The sequence below is a fragment of the Pseudomonas sp. PB103 genome (assembly GCF_009764635.1).
Classification (GTDB): Bacteria; Pseudomonadota; Gammaproteobacteria; order Pseudomonadales; family Pseudomonadaceae; genus Aquipseudomonas.
Window position 1 is genome coordinate 113,706 of the sequence record NZ_RWIL01000002.1, and the last position, 14,804, is coordinate 128,509.

The 14,804-nt window shown below is 53.0% G+C and carries 19 protein-coding genes and 1 pseudogene; 11 read left to right on the top strand and 9 right to left on the bottom strand.

What is annotated here, in order from left to right; translation table 11 throughout:
- Window positions 1–476 precede the first annotated feature (476 nt).
- Together EJA70_RS00565 and EJA70_RS00570 are read right to left on the bottom strand one after the other, a co-directional pair.
- On the bottom strand, window positions 477–2,204 hold the full coding sequence (locus EJA70_RS00565) for an ATP-binding protein (RefSeq protein WP_177412585.1): 1,728 nt from the start codon (window positions 2,202–2,204) through the stop codon (window positions 477–479).
- Window positions 2,201–3,118 (bottom strand): SIR2 family protein, encoded by a 918-nt coding sequence (locus tag EJA70_RS00570; RefSeq protein ID WP_256677583.1) that lies wholly within the window; start codon window positions 3,116–3,118, stop codon window positions 2,201–2,203. Before EJA70_RS00570 ends, EJA70_RS00565 begins: the two co-directional genes overlap by 4 nt.
- A 272-nt stretch (window positions 3,119–3,390) precedes the next feature.
- Between EJA70_RS00570 and EJA70_RS00575 the strand changes: the two genes are divergently transcribed.
- The 3 genes from EJA70_RS00575 (at window position 3,391) to EJA70_RS00585 (ending at window position 5,694) form a co-directional block, all read left to right on the top strand.
- Window positions 3,391–3,531: a hypothetical protein gene (locus tag EJA70_RS00575; RefSeq protein WP_158828887.1), complete on the top strand. Its 141-nt coding sequence runs from the start codon at window positions 3,391–3,393 to the stop codon at window positions 3,529–3,531.
- Between the two features lie 247 nt (window positions 3,532–3,778).
- The gene (locus EJA70_RS00580) at window positions 3,779–4,144 is read left to right on the top strand and encodes a histone-like nucleoid-structuring protein, MvaT/MvaU family (RefSeq protein ID WP_116030831.1); all 366 of its coding nucleotides are present in this window, start codon (window positions 3,779–3,781) and stop codon (window positions 4,142–4,144) included.
- Window positions 4,145–4,377: 233 nt separating this feature from the next.
- Window positions 4,378–5,694, top strand: coding sequence for an APC family permease (locus EJA70_RS00585; protein WP_371924482.1), 1,317 nt, complete (start codon window positions 4,378–4,380; stop codon window positions 5,692–5,694).
- A 217-nt stretch (window positions 5,695–5,911) separates the two neighbouring features.
- On the opposite strand, the gene EJA70_RS00590 is transcribed toward EJA70_RS00585, so the two are convergent.
- The 4 genes and pseudogenes from EJA70_RS00590 to EJA70_RS31295 all read right to left on the bottom strand — a co-directional run bounded on the left by EJA70_RS00590 (window position 5,912) and on the right by EJA70_RS31295 (window position 7,985).
- Complete coding sequence (locus EJA70_RS00590; protein ID WP_116030829.1) at window positions 5,912–6,586, bottom strand: HAD family hydrolase; 675 nt, start codon at window positions 6,584–6,586, stop codon at window positions 5,912–5,914.
- Between the two features lie 86 nt (window positions 6,587–6,672).
- The gene (locus EJA70_RS00595) at window positions 6,673–6,855 is read right to left on the bottom strand and encodes a hypothetical protein (protein ID WP_158828889.1); all 183 of its coding nucleotides are present in this window, start codon (window positions 6,853–6,855) and stop codon (window positions 6,673–6,675) included.
- 257 nt (window positions 6,856–7,112) lie between these two features.
- A pseudogene (locus EJA70_RS00600) lies at window positions 7,113–7,433 on the bottom strand (hypothetical protein).
- 54 nt (window positions 7,434–7,487) lie between these two features.
- Window positions 7,488–7,985 (bottom strand): short chain dehydrogenase, encoded by a 498-nt coding sequence (locus EJA70_RS31295; protein WP_158828891.1) that lies wholly within the window; start codon window positions 7,983–7,985, stop codon window positions 7,488–7,490.
- 184 nt (window positions 7,986–8,169) lie between these two features.
- Between EJA70_RS31295 and EJA70_RS00610 the strand changes: the two genes are divergently transcribed.
- Window positions 8,170–8,409, top strand: coding sequence for a hypothetical protein (locus EJA70_RS00610; RefSeq protein WP_042559149.1), 240 nt, complete (start codon window positions 8,170–8,172; stop codon window positions 8,407–8,409).
- Between the two features lie 198 nt (window positions 8,410–8,607).
- Here the strand turns inward: EJA70_RS00610 and EJA70_RS00615 are convergent, their stop codons facing one another.
- Both EJA70_RS00615 and EJA70_RS30965 read right to left on the bottom strand, forming a co-directional pair.
- Entirely contained in the window at window positions 8,608–8,862 is a 255-nt protein-coding gene (locus tag EJA70_RS00615; RefSeq protein WP_158828894.1) for a hypothetical protein, read from the bottom strand.
- A gap of 115 nt (window positions 8,863–8,977) precedes the next feature.
- Complete coding sequence (locus tag EJA70_RS30965; protein ID WP_042562089.1) at window positions 8,978–9,196, bottom strand: hypothetical protein; 219 nt, start codon at window positions 9,194–9,196, stop codon at window positions 8,978–8,980.
- Between the two features lie 252 nt (window positions 9,197–9,448).
- Here EJA70_RS30965 and EJA70_RS00620 point away from each other — a divergent pair, with 252 nt between their 5' ends.
- Window positions 9,449–10,564, top strand: a complete 1,116-nt coding sequence (locus EJA70_RS00620) for a sensor histidine kinase (protein WP_158828896.1) — start codon at window positions 9,449–9,451, stop codon at window positions 10,562–10,564.
- Between the two features lie 179 nt (window positions 10,565–10,743).
- On the opposite strand, the gene EJA70_RS00625 is transcribed toward EJA70_RS00620, so the two are convergent.
- Window positions 10,744–11,193 carry a low affinity iron permease family protein gene (locus tag EJA70_RS00625; RefSeq protein ID WP_158828897.1) on the bottom strand — a complete coding sequence of 150 codons (450 nt, stop codon included), beginning with the start codon at window positions 11,191–11,193 and terminating at the stop codon, window positions 10,744–10,746.
- 307 nt (window positions 11,194–11,500) lie between these two features.
- Here EJA70_RS00625 and EJA70_RS00630 point away from each other — a divergent pair, with 307 nt between their 5' ends.
- The 6 genes from EJA70_RS00630 (at window position 11,501) to EJA70_RS00655 (ending at window position 14,799) form a co-directional block, all read left to right on the top strand.
- Window positions 11,501–12,139: a hypothetical protein gene (locus EJA70_RS00630; protein WP_158828899.1), complete on the top strand. Its 639-nt coding sequence runs from the start codon at window positions 11,501–11,503 to the stop codon at window positions 12,137–12,139.
- The gene (locus tag EJA70_RS00635; protein ID WP_158828901.1) at window positions 12,139–12,567 is read left to right on the top strand and encodes a phage holin family protein; all 429 of its coding nucleotides are present in this window, start codon (window positions 12,139–12,141) and stop codon (window positions 12,565–12,567) included. Before EJA70_RS00630 ends, EJA70_RS00635 begins: the two co-directional genes overlap by 1 nt.
- The gene (locus EJA70_RS00640) at window positions 12,564–13,385 is read left to right on the top strand and encodes a DUF3618 domain-containing protein (protein WP_158828903.1); all 822 of its coding nucleotides are present in this window, start codon (window positions 12,564–12,566) and stop codon (window positions 13,383–13,385) included. The genes EJA70_RS00635 and EJA70_RS00640 overlap by 4 nt, the downstream gene beginning before the upstream one ends.
- A 127-nt stretch (window positions 13,386–13,512) precedes the next feature.
- Window positions 13,513–13,761, top strand: coding sequence for a hypothetical protein (locus EJA70_RS00645; protein WP_178116823.1), 249 nt, complete (start codon window positions 13,513–13,515; stop codon window positions 13,759–13,761).
- A gap of 13 nt (window positions 13,762–13,774) precedes the next feature.
- On the top strand, window positions 13,775–14,281 hold the full coding sequence (locus EJA70_RS00650; protein ID WP_158828905.1) for a CinA family protein: 507 nt from the start codon (window positions 13,775–13,777) through the stop codon (window positions 14,279–14,281).
- Window positions 14,281–14,799 carry a hypothetical protein gene (locus EJA70_RS00655; protein ID WP_158828907.1) on the top strand — a complete coding sequence of 173 codons (519 nt, stop codon included), beginning with the start codon at window positions 14,281–14,283 and terminating at the stop codon, window positions 14,797–14,799. Before EJA70_RS00650 ends, EJA70_RS00655 begins: the two co-directional genes overlap by 1 nt.
- The last annotated feature ends 5 nt before the right edge of the window (window positions 14,800–14,804 follow it).

Consider the following 14,804-nt stretch of genomic DNA (forward strand, 5'->3'; position numbering starts at 1 on the left):
GCCGGGTCGCCAGATCTGATTGACTTACCTCGTTGGCGAGCCGCTGTGCGCGGGCAGGCTGTCGTGAACCGAGCTCCCGCGTCCCGCCGTATCTCGGCCCTGCGGGCGTCCATCCTTCACGCCTTTTGCTGTGTCAGCCTGCGCGCTCCGCTTGCGTCGGTTACGACGTACTGTATTTAAGCTGGATTGTCGCTGTTTTATCCGCTGTTACTCAATCTAGTGTAGGGATCAAAAAGGGCATCAGATATTCAGAGTGTTCGCACTCACTGGTATCTGATGAATATCTAAGAAAACCGCCAGCCCGCGCTACGCAATCACCACATTTCAGCGTGGTAATAAGCCTGCCAGCCTCCGGCAATTATGTGGTAGTCCAGAAGTCAGCTTCACCTGTCCCCGTACTTACTGCGACAGTGGTGCGGCCCACAACGTCTCTGATTCTTCGGTAATGTCAGGGAGGGAAACAAATGCGACGCTTTTTACTGCATATCCTCAGCCCTAGCCCAGGAACTCTGGAAACTGGGCCCATCGGATATCGGCGGTTGCAAGGGGCGACCAATTTGGATCGTCACTGGGATAGGAAAATCTACTCCCACCATGGCGACTTCACCCTGCTTTAGATTGGGCAGAAAGGCAGCTGCTGATCGATCAATCTCGCCGCAGGCACGCTCGACCACCTCTCGATCACGATCATTGGTTAATCGATGAACGAGCAATGTCCCCATCTGGCTCAACACGCCTTCGGTTATGTCACGAGGGCGCTGAGTTGCTAAGCAGAGATTCAGACCGTATTTCCGCCCCTCTTTAGCAATCAACTCGAAGGCGTCCAGATTCTGAACATCATCTTCACTGCCAATGGTTTTACCCAGGAAATTATGCGCTTCATCGAGAATGGTGATTAGGGGTTTTGATCGAAATGCTTCAGCTCTAGCGCGTTGCAAGAGCAACCGGCCAATAACATTGGCAATCACTTCACGAGCGTTGAATTCATACCCCACTGCGCTCAGGCAGATTCGGAATAGAGTTTTGTCACTGGCGAGAAAAGTTTCCAACTGTTCTACGAGGCTGCTGATTTCGGGCGGAGGGCTGAATACACTGCTTAACGACGGAGACTCCATAACACTCATGATGCGAGTCATTAAGGATGAACAGTGAGAGATCTCATTGTTTGCTGAGCCGAATCTCTCCGGATCAGTGAAGGATGTGGGGTAACAACATTCCTGAATCAGCTGGCGGACGAGGAGTTTCGGATCGAAAGGCTGGTTTGGATTGCCCACCAAGTTTGCATTGTTACCCCTGTTCATGGCCTGTCGAAATGTCACCCGAGACTGGTCAACTTTCCACACAATTCGATCAGTAAAAAGATCTGGTGCGAGATTTACGAGTCGTAAACTCTTAATGGCCTCTCTGAGCTTCGGCCCTTGAGTCTTCCCGGACGGTTGGAAGAGCGCAATGAAATCAGTTTCGGTGAAGCTGGTTGGAGGGATCGCGACTTCCAGCGAATCCGGAGCACGGTAGATTGGACTACCTAGATGGCAGTGGAGTGCGTCTGGGCCTACAAGAGAGCGATATTCACCAGTTGCATCAATAAGAACCACTTTGGCAGCGAAACGCCGGCACTCTTCAATCAGCTTTGAGGTCGTCCAGCTTTTTCCTCCGCCCGTTGATCCCAATATTGCACAGTGCCTACCAAAGATTTTCTCCGGGGTGACTGCGATTGGGAAACCACCGTCACCTGACACGTGCCCGAGATTTAGCGAAATTTCTGGGGGGATTCCGTCCACTCCTGCCGAGGTTAACAAGGGGATTTGAGAGATAAATTCCCCTGGAGCCGAGTAGACCCGGTCGCCTAAACGCGGATATGAACTCACACCAGCGGTCACTCGCAACGATTGCGGATTCACTGATCCTAAAAGTCGAATGAAGCCGATAGCATCAATTTGACGGCTCCCCGCAAAGTCTTGGGATATCTCCGTCCGGTCTCTATCCGGGAGGGTTACTTCGGTAATCCGCCCGAGCAATACTGCCTGTTGACCTTCGATCAATACGAGCTCACCTACCTCACCCTTGCCGTATCGGTTATGCCCAAGATACTGGCCGCTCACGTTACCTGCATGAGCAAGGTTCGTCTTTACCAACTGTGCACTTACGCTTGAGACAACTCCAATTTTTAGGTTGCTAGCCAGAATACCGTCGAGCGATATCATGATCTTTGGCCTCCTATACGTTTCACAGCGTTGGCAAGTTGTTCAGCAGGCGAGGCGGTGCGCAGGTGCGGGATGTGACTGACTAAGTCACTAAATGAGCCACTAATGAAGTGGATATCGAAGCCTCGTTTAGCCAAGTCGTGGAATCTCCCCCAATAGGCACTTGAGCCGTGGAATCCACGGTTGTGCAGATGCGTGATGCATTGGAAGTCACACAGGATGAGCTTGAGGCTGGGGTTCGATTGAATAGCAGAGAAAATCGGCTCAGAGAGGTGGTCATCGTTGAACCCGAAGCCCGCAACGATCAGACAGCTGTTGGACTGGCGTAAAAACTCTAGATAACGTGACAAAAGCTCCAGGTGAGGCTGCAAAAATGCCTGCTGATACTTTCCCTTTGCCGGGTAAATTAGGCACGCGTTAGCTGGAGTAGGTGTTGCATCTTCGTAGATTTCTTTACCGTCTCTGCTCCAGCTTACGGATCCGTGCAGCTTCAAGAGCTGGAAAACACCTTCAGCAAATTCGTGACCCTCAGCTTCGCGGCGCACAATGTCGTAGGTAAAGTGCCTGCCATCAAATCGGCGTCTTCGAGTGTATGAGAAGCCATCGATAGCCATCATGCCGAGATCTGACGCCGCTGTTTCAAAGCACATGTCATAGTTCGTAGTGAACACCTTGAGCCGAGGATCCCTTACTCGTCGTCTGGCCAACTTTTGAAGTAAATGCCGATAGGCTGATATGTCAGCGTTAGGAGCTCTGAGGAAGGCAGAACAAGCATCCAAGATAATAGCCTTCACATCGCTAACAAACGCCCTCACAGCGGCGTCATCATTGAAAGCCAGGTAAGCGTCACACTGGGATAGGAAGTGCTCAATGTTCGGATTGAGCGCTTCGTGATAACGCACGGTTGCTGCCACTTGAGCAGCCAGTTCCGTAAGCGTCCAAGTTCCTGTGTTACACATAGACCGCTTCCAAAGGTCTCCCATACCTGGGCCACCAGGTGCGCCGAGTGATGTCCCGCTTCCAGCGAGAAAACCAAGGTTTGGTATCTGCAATGCTGCGGTAAGCATGTCTGACAGGGCTGAGCGATTTGAACTGATCTGCACCGGATCAGCAGGTGGGGCGCCTTTGAGGATGGTAAATGCGGCCTCGTCTAGCGGAGACCAATCTGCAGCGCCAGGTGCCAAATATGCTTGAAGACCCTTATGGTTGCCGTCTAACTCCAACGGTGGTGGTGGTGGTGGTGGTGGTGGTGGTGGTGGTGGTGGTGGTGGTGGTGGGAGGTCTGGCACTACAAAAGGGGGCGCGGCGGGCGGAGCTGTATCATTAGGCATAACACAATCCTTGTCGGTATAGCGCCACCCCGAGGCTGTCGACCAACCCGCCCGATGTCGCGTGAGGGAACATGGACACAATGCAATGTAATCATACTGCCAGTACATCTTTATTACGGGTAGTGATTAGGTCGGCGTTCGGTAAGGGAGCTAGCCGGGCGAAAGACCTTAGCGTCGCTCCTAGTAAGTGCGGGCCGTGATTTATGGTGTAACCTCTAGGTATTACCCACATCGAGAATTTCCATGTCCAAACTCGCCGAATTCCGCCAACTCGAAAAACACCTCGCTGAACAGCTCCAAGCGCTCGAGGCCCTCAAGGGCGACGCAGGTCTCAAGAAAGAAATCGAATTCGAAACGAAGCTGCGCGATTTGCTCGCAAAATATGGCTACAGCCTTAAGGACGTGATCAACCTTCTTGATCCGCAAGCAGGTCGTCGCGTACCAGCAGGCGAACGTAAAGCTGGAGCCCGCAAGGCTCGTGAAGTGAAGATTTATAAGAACCCTAATACCGGTGAGACGATTGAGACCAAGGGTGGAAACCATAAGGGTCTCAAAGAGTGGAAAGCGAAACATGGCTCCGACACGGTCGAATCCTGGCTGACCAAGTGATATTGGTATGAATACAAAAGGGGCCCGATAAGGCCCTTTTTTGTTATCGATTTTTAGCATCTTGAGGTTGATTCCAAAGCTCTAATTAGCTTGTGGGGGCGGCACCTTCTACTCGTCACTTTGGCAAGATATGTGAACTTTAGTGATACGCGAATTTCCATTGCTTGAGAGTGAAGCCGCCTAGCTGCCAGCCCGGTAATCGGCTCTCGCAACCTCAAGCCAGGAAGTTGAACGTGAAGACTTTGCCCTCCAAGACCTCCCTTCGCCGCGCCGTTACCGGCCCGATGCTTTTTCTATTTATTCTCGGCGATGTTCTCGGGGCGGGCGTTTATGCGCTCGCCGGGACAATCGCGGGGGAGGTAGGTGGCGCAATATGGGTGCCTCTGCTCATCGCTCTTTTTTTCGCGATGCTTACTGCAGGTTCCTACGCAGAGTTGGTGACAAAATATCCTCACGCGGGCGCCGCATCGGTTTTCGCAGAGAAGGCGTTCCGGTCTCCGCTCATTTCGTTTCTCGTTGGCTTTTGCATGCTATCGGCAGCTGTCACGAGCGCGGCGGGTTTATCGCTGGCGTTTGCGGGTGATTACCTAGCGGCGTTCATCCATGTACCGCCCCACATGGCAGCATTACTTTTCCTTCTCGTTATCGCGCTACTAAATGCGAGGGGAATTAAAGAGTCTTTGGGAGCCAACCTAGTGATGACAGTCATTGAGCTGACAGGTCTTCTTTTGGTCGTTGTTGCCGCTGCTTGGTATTTCCGTACAGGCGAAGCGGATTTGGGTCGTAGTCTGGAGTTCAAGCCGGGGATCAGCCCGATGTTGGCCGTTTTGGGTGCGGCATTGATCGCCTTCTATTCTTTTGTAGGATTCGAAACATCCGCCAATCTCGCGGAAGAAATTCGAGACGTACGAAAAGTTTATCCGCGCGCATTATTTGCCGCATTGCTAACCGCCGGAGTCGTCTACATGGCTGTCGGCGTCGCGGCATCTTCCGTACTGCCGATGGAAAAACTTGTGGCAACCTCGGCTCCTCTTCTGGAGGTGGTTCGTGCGTCAGGTTTAAACATTCCGCCTCGCGTCTTCGCCTTCATTGCACTGATCGCGGTAGCCAACGGCGCGCTGTTAACCATGATAATGGCGAGTCGCCTGACTTATGGCATGGCCTGTCTAGGACTTTTGCCGAGCGCCTTGAGCAAGGTGCTGCCTCGGCGACGCACCCCTTGGATCGCGGTCATCGCTACCACGCTTGTAGCAATCGCACTCACGCTGACGGGAACGCTAGCTACATTGGCCGAAACCGTCGTCCTGCTTCTGCTGTTTGTATTTCTCAGCACTAATTTGTCCGTATTAATCCTGCGCCGTGACGAGGTTGCGGAAAATCACTTTCGGGCGCCGACGTGGGTTCCGGTACTTGCTATCGTCTCGTGCTTGGTACTGCTCAGTGAGCAAAGTCTGGAAACTTGGATGCGGGGAGGGGGGTTGATCCTGATAGGCATGCTGCTTTTTGTCTGTTCAAGAGTGGTACTGCCGGCGCCAGTAGAGCCTGGCTGATCTTGTAAGCGCTTCGCCTTTCTATCGCAGCGTAAAACTTGTCGAAGTCATAGGAGTGCGGGGTGGGCGCAGTTGAATCGGGCGCGTCCAATGCCTCGGATCGTCGATTCTGAGGAACACTGGAACACCACCCGATCAATCGTCTGGCATGGCTGCATGCGTGAACATCGGCGCGAGCGCGGAGTACACCAACTCAATCCGCGTGCTTACAGATTGCTCACGGACGTGAAGCCACCTCATCCAGGTGCCGTAGCAGTGCCAGAGGATCCTCGTAGACTCGCAGTGCACCGGCACGTTCAAGCTCTCCTGTGTCGTAACCACCAGAAAGCAGCCCTATACCGGTGGCCTTACAGCGTCGTGCGGCAAGCATGTCCCAGATGGCGTCGCCGATCACCAGGCAATCTTCGATAGGTACATTGAGCTTGCTTGCGGCGGCGAGGAAAAGGTCTGGATCGGGCTTGCCATACTTGACGTCATCACGGGTGATGAGATTGACCTCCGCGATATCCAAGCCCAATGCCTTCAGATTTATTGCTGCAGTATCCATCCCACCGCTGGTAGCGATGCACCATTTGAGCTGATTGCGGTTTAGAGTATCGAGAAGCTCTACAGCGCCAGGAAGAGCGGTTATCTGGCCTTGCAGATCCTTGTAGGCTTTATCATGTTTATCACTCAGCCTTTTGGCCTGGTCTGGTTTGATTTCCAAGCCGGTCTCACGGGCTAACGTCTTAAGCATCAGTCCACCGCTCATACCGATTTTTCTGTGAATTCGCCACATGGCCAACGGTATGTCTTCTGAGTCGAGCGCGGTTTTCCACGCGAAAACATTCTGGTAAACGCTATCAGTCAACGTGCCATCAAGATCAAATATGAATGAGGTTTGCTGGCGCATACGTGACACCTCCGTTAACCAAATTTCAGGTAGTAGATGTCGCGTATTGGAAATATTGGTCGCATCGAATACCAAGGGAGTTGACGTTAATCCTTAAGTCTTTCCAAGTCGGCTGGGCCGGGTTCCACACGTGGTTCGTCGCCAAGAAACTTATCTTCCCTAACGACCCGTTCGTCATCTGTTAAACCTGTTTCAGACACGTCTGAGACGAGGGCAGAATCCTCCAGTGCTTTGCTTTTTTTTGATGAAGCGGAGCTTTTTTCAGTCATGAGATTTCTCCTCGACCCTCGAAATTTGAAGCGCTCAATTTTTCGAAAGCACATGGTCTGAGTCGTTCCGTCTTTCGCAGATCTCGAAGCGGAGAAACCGCAGCGCATAAATGGCGCTGCGGTTTCCTTTGCCTTGCTTCCGCTTTTTCGACGAGGTTTTTAGCGCGAACAGATTTGGTTCAAGTAGAAAAAGGGCCCTGGAAGGTCTTTTTTTATCTGCCGGCAGTGTTTATTGGAAATTTACCTTGAGCCAAGGGTTAATCAGACTCATGAAGCAAGCTGAACCATTCAGCATAAGGGGAGTTAGTGACCCGGAATCTATTGAAATCAGGACTGCCATCAGCTCACCAAACAGGGCCCCGCTCACCAAGCGCTACTTTGGCCACTTGTACCTTCTCCCGAGCGCGCTTTAGCTGCGATTCGTCTTCCGAATCTTTCGCTTTTTTCACCTCGCGTCGAGCTGCCATGAGTGCATCGACAAGACGCTGGCGCACGTCCTCGTCCAATGACGGGTTTGAACAGCGCCACAACTGCCCTTTGACAACGAAGTAACGACCGTCAAGGGTCACAGGATGCATTTTCTCACCTCTGATTTTTCAAGGGCGCTGTACCAGGGAATTCACGAAGGACGACTACCTCAGCTTTCGAATAGGAAGGCGTTTAGCTTGTTTGACCCCAAACAGTATTCCCAGTAATAGCGCTGCTCCCGCCGCCAGGAGTATGGGATAGGGATGTTTACCGGACATCCAGACGCCCTCAGCTCCGTGTTGATGGCTTGGCGAAGTAGGGCGATGTCCCGATGACGACGGATTACGACTGATCGGAATGTCAGAGGGATCTATCTCTGCTTTGTAGGGCATTTCGTTCAAAGGTAAACGCGCACCGTCTGCAAGAATGAGGGTTAGGTCTTCTACAGTGCCGGCGAGTCGATTGGGGAATACTGGCTCACCAGTGGGGTCAAGCTCATCGTAATAAAACTGCTGACCTTCCAGCCAACCTATGGCCGTCATCAATTCGGGGCCAAGGTAATATTTCCCGTCGAGGAAGAAGCCTGGGAAATGTCGTGTGCGTTCGAGACTTTCTACGATGTAACGCTCGCCTGCCTTCATACCGGTTGCTGGGTTAATCATGATGAAGCCCTCAGATTCGCTGGTGTTGCGATAGAGGATGGGGTGTGGCGCAACGTTCCATCGAGATGACTGAAAGGCTGAGTGGCAGGGAGGTGACGGTCGGTAAGCCAATAAATCGAACACTCGAAATACAAACCCTCTCCAAGCTACATGCCCCCACCATTGAGGGTACTGAGAGGTGTGTATGAATAGCGATCCAAAGCTGCAAGGCGGGATGGGTGAGGATGACCCTATGCCGACATCGCCTGATCCACTGAGCCCAGGCCGCACCGAAGTTGATCCAATGAAAGAGGAAGGAGTTGACGAACTTCCGGATAACGAAGGTGAGCGCCCGCTTGATGATGACGACGTCGGGCTCGACCCTGAGCGTGTGCGGGAGGAGACGGATAATGCGGTGATGGACAATCAGCAGGATCCGCGCTAACCCTTGGACACCCCTTCCGCGATCCTCAAGTGAGTTGGCCATGGAGGGCGAACTCGGATGGATAGCATGCAGAGCTGGACAGTTGATTCCATATTTGGCGCAAAAAAAGACCCGCGATGGGGGGGGGCGGGCCGGGAATCACTAAAGGAGCTGTTACAACCGTACACCTGCAAATGTGAAATTATCGTGACGGGTGTTTCACCGTTTTTCAGAACCAAGATTATTCAATGATACGGGAGTGGCCTTCTGTAGCGAGCTCGGCAGCTGGTCTTCCAGTTCGGGGAGCGCTGCTTCTACAAGGGGCCACTGGGTCGCGAAGCTCTGATTTTCTGTCGGAGCAGAAAGCTTGTAATGCAGATATTCGATCTGCTGCCCTACAAAATGAGCTGAGTACGCTGCGGTTGAGATGACGACTGCTACTCCTAGAATGGCAATCGTCCTGAAGGCTGACATGGCGCTTCCTTGTCTGGCTACATCGGCTCAATCATAGTTCGTCCCGAAAGCGAGGAACAAGATAAGCGAGAAGCAATTGACTTGTTCATGCTGGACGGACAGTTGGAACCGATGCCTATGACTGACGTAGCCGCAAGATTGCGTCCGTAATCCCCTGAGCGTTCCTGTCTAACGTTTCCATGGCAGTGAGGGCATTGATCGCAGAATTCCCCGCTCCGTTGTTCGAAAGCCACGTCGTAACCTCTTCAATGGCCGCGCAAATTGCATGCTGGTTATGCAGAAGCAACGTAAGAGCGTCAGCTGCAGCTACGTTTGCTTGAAAGCTATCGTGCATGGATTCGTCCTTAAATGAAAACAGCTGAGCTTGCAGATTACGGGTGATTTTAGGATATAACCGCTCATCTCCCATGAAGTCCAACAAATTTGAGATTACACCTTAGAACATCCTGTGTTGCAGTCATCAGAAAATGCTCCAGATGCGGTATGCTCAATTTCCTCACTTTCTCCATCAGCACGCGCAGCCAATGCATTTGATTCCTTTGAATTTGATCGCACTGATGCTGCTTGCCCTAATGCTGGAGTCCTAATGATTGCGCAACGTATCACTGATCCATGCGATTCGCCGGAACGTCTTGCCGTACTGCATGGATATGAGATCCTCGACACCCCGCGCGAGTCCGATTTCGACGAATTGGTAAGTTTGGCTGCTTCCATCTGTGATGCGCCTATCTCAGTGATAAACCTGATCGATAGCCATCGGCAGTGGTTCAAGGCGGAAGTCGGATTGGGGATAAGTGAAACGCCATTGGACGTTTCCATCTGTCGTCATGTCCTTCTCCTACCAGGTGTCACCGTCATACCGGATCTGCGAGATGATCCACGGATGAGTTCCAATCCTCTCGTGACGGCGGATGAAGGTCTGCGCTTCTACGCTGGCTGCTTATTGGAAACACCGGATGGCTATGGTCTAGGGACTCTATGCATCCTCGACCGTCAGCCAAGAGAGTTAACCCCGCAACAAAAGTTCGCCCTTGCAACGCTGGCGAAGCAGGTAATGGCTCAGTTGGAGTTGAGACGGTCGCTAAAGCAGAAGAGTCGACTTCTTGAACAGAAGGACATGCTTCTCAAGGAGATCAACCATCGAACGAAGAACCACCTGCAGCTGATCATTGGCTTGATTCAGTTACAGATACGCCAGTTGGCAGATCCGCAGGCGCGGGCAGCACTCGTCGATACCAGTAGAAGAATCACCAGCATCGCGGCAGTGCATGAAAAGCTGTATCAGGCTGATCAAGTGGAAACCGTGAACGCGGGAATTTACTTGTCTGAGTTGATAGACGGCCTACGTGGCTCAGCATCCCTCCATACGAGCTTCGCAATCGATATGGAGGACGTAATTCTGCCGCTGGATAGAGCAATACCTTTGGCTCTAGTCCTGAATGAGCTAGTCACCAACGCCCTTAAATATGCTTATCCAGACAAGGCAACCGGCGAGGTATTTGTTGAGTTAAAGGCGTCCACTGACCAGGTACTGTTGAGAGTGACTGACAGAGGGAGGGGACTTCCGGAAGGGTTCGATCTCAAAAAGCACTCGTCGGTAGGAATGAAGATTATCAAGTCGCTGACACGCCAGCTTCGTGGCGAAATTTCGATGCTGAACCAACATCCTGGACTGCAATGCTCTCTAGAATTTCCACGTTGAGGAGAGAGCGCGCTACACAGCTTTTGCTAACGACCAACCAGGCTCAATTATAAGAATGTTAGCGAAAATTGCTTACCTCACCGGTCGCTTTAGGGGCGGGCCGATTGGGCCCCAATCGATGAGGTTAACAAGAAGGCACTAGCTCAGTTGCTCTCTTTCCGCAGGCTACTTCAATGCCCTCACCTTTGCAGACCTCCAAGGTCAGAGTCAGGCGATTTAGATTGAAGAGGTAATTCACCAGAAATCGCCTCATCCGTACTGGCAGCACCGAGTTCGACCTGATCATTCTCACCTAGAGAGCTGTACTGATCCCGGAGCTTGCGTAGGTCTCTCGAGCCCATTTTATCAAGGCATAACGTCGCGTTTTGTGCGTCCTTAGTTGCCCGAATCAGTTCGTCGATCTTCAGATGTAGAATGTCATTGTCGCGGTTTTGCGTGTTCTGGATCAGAAACACCATTAGGAACGTGATGATGGTTGTCGACGTATTGATGATCAGCTGCCACGTGTCGTTGTAATGGAAATACGGCCCCGTGAGCGCCCATACTCCGATCAAAGCGATTGCCAGCAGGAAGGTTTTTGAGCTGCCTGCCCAGTTGGAAAGGGCTTGGCAGAATCGTGCGAATTTCATGATTGCTAACTCTAGTTGTAGGTAAGAACTAGACAACCGGTACACCTGAAATACTTTATTACAATTCGACCTTTCGTCGGCATCTCGAACCTCCAAATCGTTTCCATGCACCTAAAATCTAGCGAAAGAAACGTCTGATATAGCAGCGCCGTAACTTAATTCCGCGCAACTTAGATGAAGCACTTTTGACGCTCATCACCCTCTTTGAACTCTAGCCTGACCTGCCCCGTCCTTTGATATGAGGGGCTCAGGGCAATTCTGCTGTGTAGTCCCATTAAACGTTTTCACACGGAAAGCGAGGGGCCACATGAATACTTCAGACAGCAGGGCGGGATCCCAGGCCGACGATTCTGCAGACCTTAAACCAGGACAAGACTTTCAGCATTTGAAGGAGGATGTCACCGAAGCACTCGGTGGAGCTAGGGAGCAGGCCGATGCGCAGTTCGGCCAATATCGCGACACCGCTGCCGATCAAATCGAGGCATTGGCCCAAGGTGCGAAAAGCTTTGTCTCCGAGTTGGAGGACAAGGACACACTGGGCATGTCCGACTATCTCACCGATATGGCCGAGTCGATGACAGGCCTCGCCGGGAACCTGCGCGGCAAGAGTGCCGAGCAGCTCTTGCATGACGCCGCCGATCTGGCTCGCAACAATCCAGCACTGTTTATCGCCGGCAGTGTGGCCATCGGATTCGGCTTGTCGCGGTTTTTAAAGGCAGGCACCTCGGCGGCTGCCACCGTCAGCGCGCATCACGATCCAGCTGCAGGCAGCTCGACGCCGCCCTCGGGAGGGTACGGAGTACATGGGCCTTACGAAACGTCCACCGACCTAAACCCGGGACTCGCCACAGGTATCACACCTGCGTCGCCCAATGGGCAAGACCATCCGACCGACTTTGCCGGTGCATCGGCGGCGGTTTCGCCCAGCACCAAAGGAGCATTGTGATGAACACAGACGATCCTGATCTGCCAGGAACCAGACCCTTGGCGTCCACAGACGATGCTTCGGTGGTGGGCCTATTACGGCAGTTGTCCCGCGAAGTCCCCGCGTTATTTACCAAGGAACTGGCGCTGGCCAAAGTCGAGCTGCAGACCAGCCTCAATACGCTCAAGGCCGGCATCGCTGCGGTGGCGGGGGGTGCGATTGTGTTCCTGGCGGGCTTCATCATTCTGCTGATGGCGGCGGTCTACGGCTTGAGCCTGTTCATGGCCCCGTGGCTGGCAGCGCTGATCGTCGGCGTGGTGGTGATGATCATCGGCTTCGCCATGCTGCAGTCGGGCAAAAAACAGTTCGAGCCATCCCACTTCAAACCTGACCGGACACTCGATGCCTTGAACAAGGATCAGGAAGCGCTGCGGAGGAAAGTTTCATGAACACTGAACTGGATATCGAGTCGCAAAAGAGCCCTGAACAGATCGAGCGGGAAATCGATGCGCAACGCGCCAGTATCGGCAACATCGTCGACAAGCTGGAAAGCAAATTCACCCCCGGCCAGATGTTCGATCAAGCGTGGGGCATGATGCAGAACAACGGCTCAACCTTTATCAGCAATCTCGGCACCAGCGTGCGTAACAATCCAGTGCCTGCCGTGCTGACCTCGGTCGGATTGCTCTGGCTGATGATGAGCCAGAACCGGCCACCGGTGCCGCAACCCACCTACCGCTCCGGGCCTGACCAAGACAAGGCAGGCGAGTGGGCCGATGGTTTGGCTGAGGGTTTGGGCAGTGCCCGCGAGCACATGCACCAGACCGCTGACTCGATCAAAGGGGGCTACCAGTCGCTCAAGGGCAAGGCCGCCCACTTAGGAGAAAACGTCGGCGCAGCGGGTGAAAATCTCAGCCACGCCATGCACGACGTCGGTGATCGGCTGACGCGTAATTCCCAGGTATTGGGGCAGCAATTCAACCAGTTGCTCAGGGAACAACCCTTGGTGGTGGCCGCTGCCGGTATCGCGCTGGGAGCCTTGCTAGGCGCAGCACTGCCGACGACCCAAACCGAACAACGCTACATGGGTCGCACCAGTGCTGGGCTGGTCGACAAGGTGAAAAAGCAGGCGCAAGAGGGTTATGAAGCGGTGCGCGACACAGTGACGAAAACCACTGATCAGCCGGGGGCGCAATCTGCGGCTGAAGAAACACGCACCACCACGTCGGCGAGCGCAGATCTTTCTCAAGGTTTGGGCACCTCCTAACCGCGCGGCATCGGGAGGCCCGCAATAGGCCTCCCACCTTTGTTTCAGGTCATGCGGTTTTTCGTCCGGCACGTTGAACCTTATTCAACTCCGGTTGCTCAACCGGGAAATGTTCGGGGTGAGCGAGATGAGCGCTTTTAAGAATCAACTGACATTTGCACAGGAAACTAAATTACTCGCTTTGGATGCCTGGCATCGCGCATTGGAAAATCTTGAATTGCGGATGGAATGCCCAGACGCCTATCACGATGAACTGCTGCGCCAGTCGGATGAAATGGATCGTTTGGGGATTCTGACTTGGGACGAGTGGCGCGACCTGAGACGAGAAGCAGACGACGCGTACCTGCGTGCTGTCGCTGGAGACGATTACCACTGAGGTTATTTAGACCATGTCTATCGCCGGCGACACTGTTCAGTACCTGCGGGATCACGCATTGATGATCACAACAGCGGAATCGTGTACGGCGGGAAAAATTGTCACGCTGTTATCCGAGGTGGAGGGCAGCGGCGAATTTATTGAGTGTGGTTACGTCGTTTACTCGCCCCAAGCTAAAGAGCGTCTACTCCATGTCAGCCCTCAAACTATCGAAACCTTCAACCTCACCAGTGTCGAGGTGGCTAGAGAAATGGCTACGGGGGCCTTACGTGATAGCACCGCAAATGTCGCAATCGCAACTACCGGAATACTGGGGCCGGACGATGTTGATGGCATCCCTGCAGGCACAATCTGTTTTGCTTGGGCGTTTCAGGCGGATGATGACTGCTATGTCTTCAGTCATGAACACAGGTTCTTCGGAGGACGTTGTCAGGTTCAGGCAGAGGCGACGAAATATGCGTTGCAGTGGCTACCGCATTTTCATCGTCGTGCGCACGCTGGCGAGAAGGCTGAAGCCTAATGAACGAAGACTCCGATAACGCAGACCTGAGAAGCCGTGAACATCCGATTCGCGAGGATATGCCCTACCAATTGAAGGTCTGGCGTTTCGAGCGCGTTGGCTGGTACGTATTAGTTTTAGTCGTTTTGATGGGGTTGATGGGCGTCTTTTCCAGAGGCTTGCTCAGTTCAAGAGATGCCCGCAGTGAGGACGGTAAAGTCAGAGTGGAATATGAAATGTTCCATCGCAATGGCTCGACCAACTCGATGAAAATAACTTTGAGTTCGACGCCAGATTCTCAGGCAGAGCTGGAGCTCGCAGGTCAGCTATTGGAGGGCTTCAGTATCGAAACTCTACAACCCGAACCTCTGCGCTCAAGAAGTTCTTCACAAGGCATCAGGCTCTGGCTACAGACCGACCTTGATGGTCAAGCGACGCTATATATCACCCTGCGAGGGGATGGCCTTGGCTTCTACCGCAGTCAAGTCTCTTCACCGGGCACCAATGGCATAAAACTTGTGCAGTTCATTTTCCCTTAGGTGAT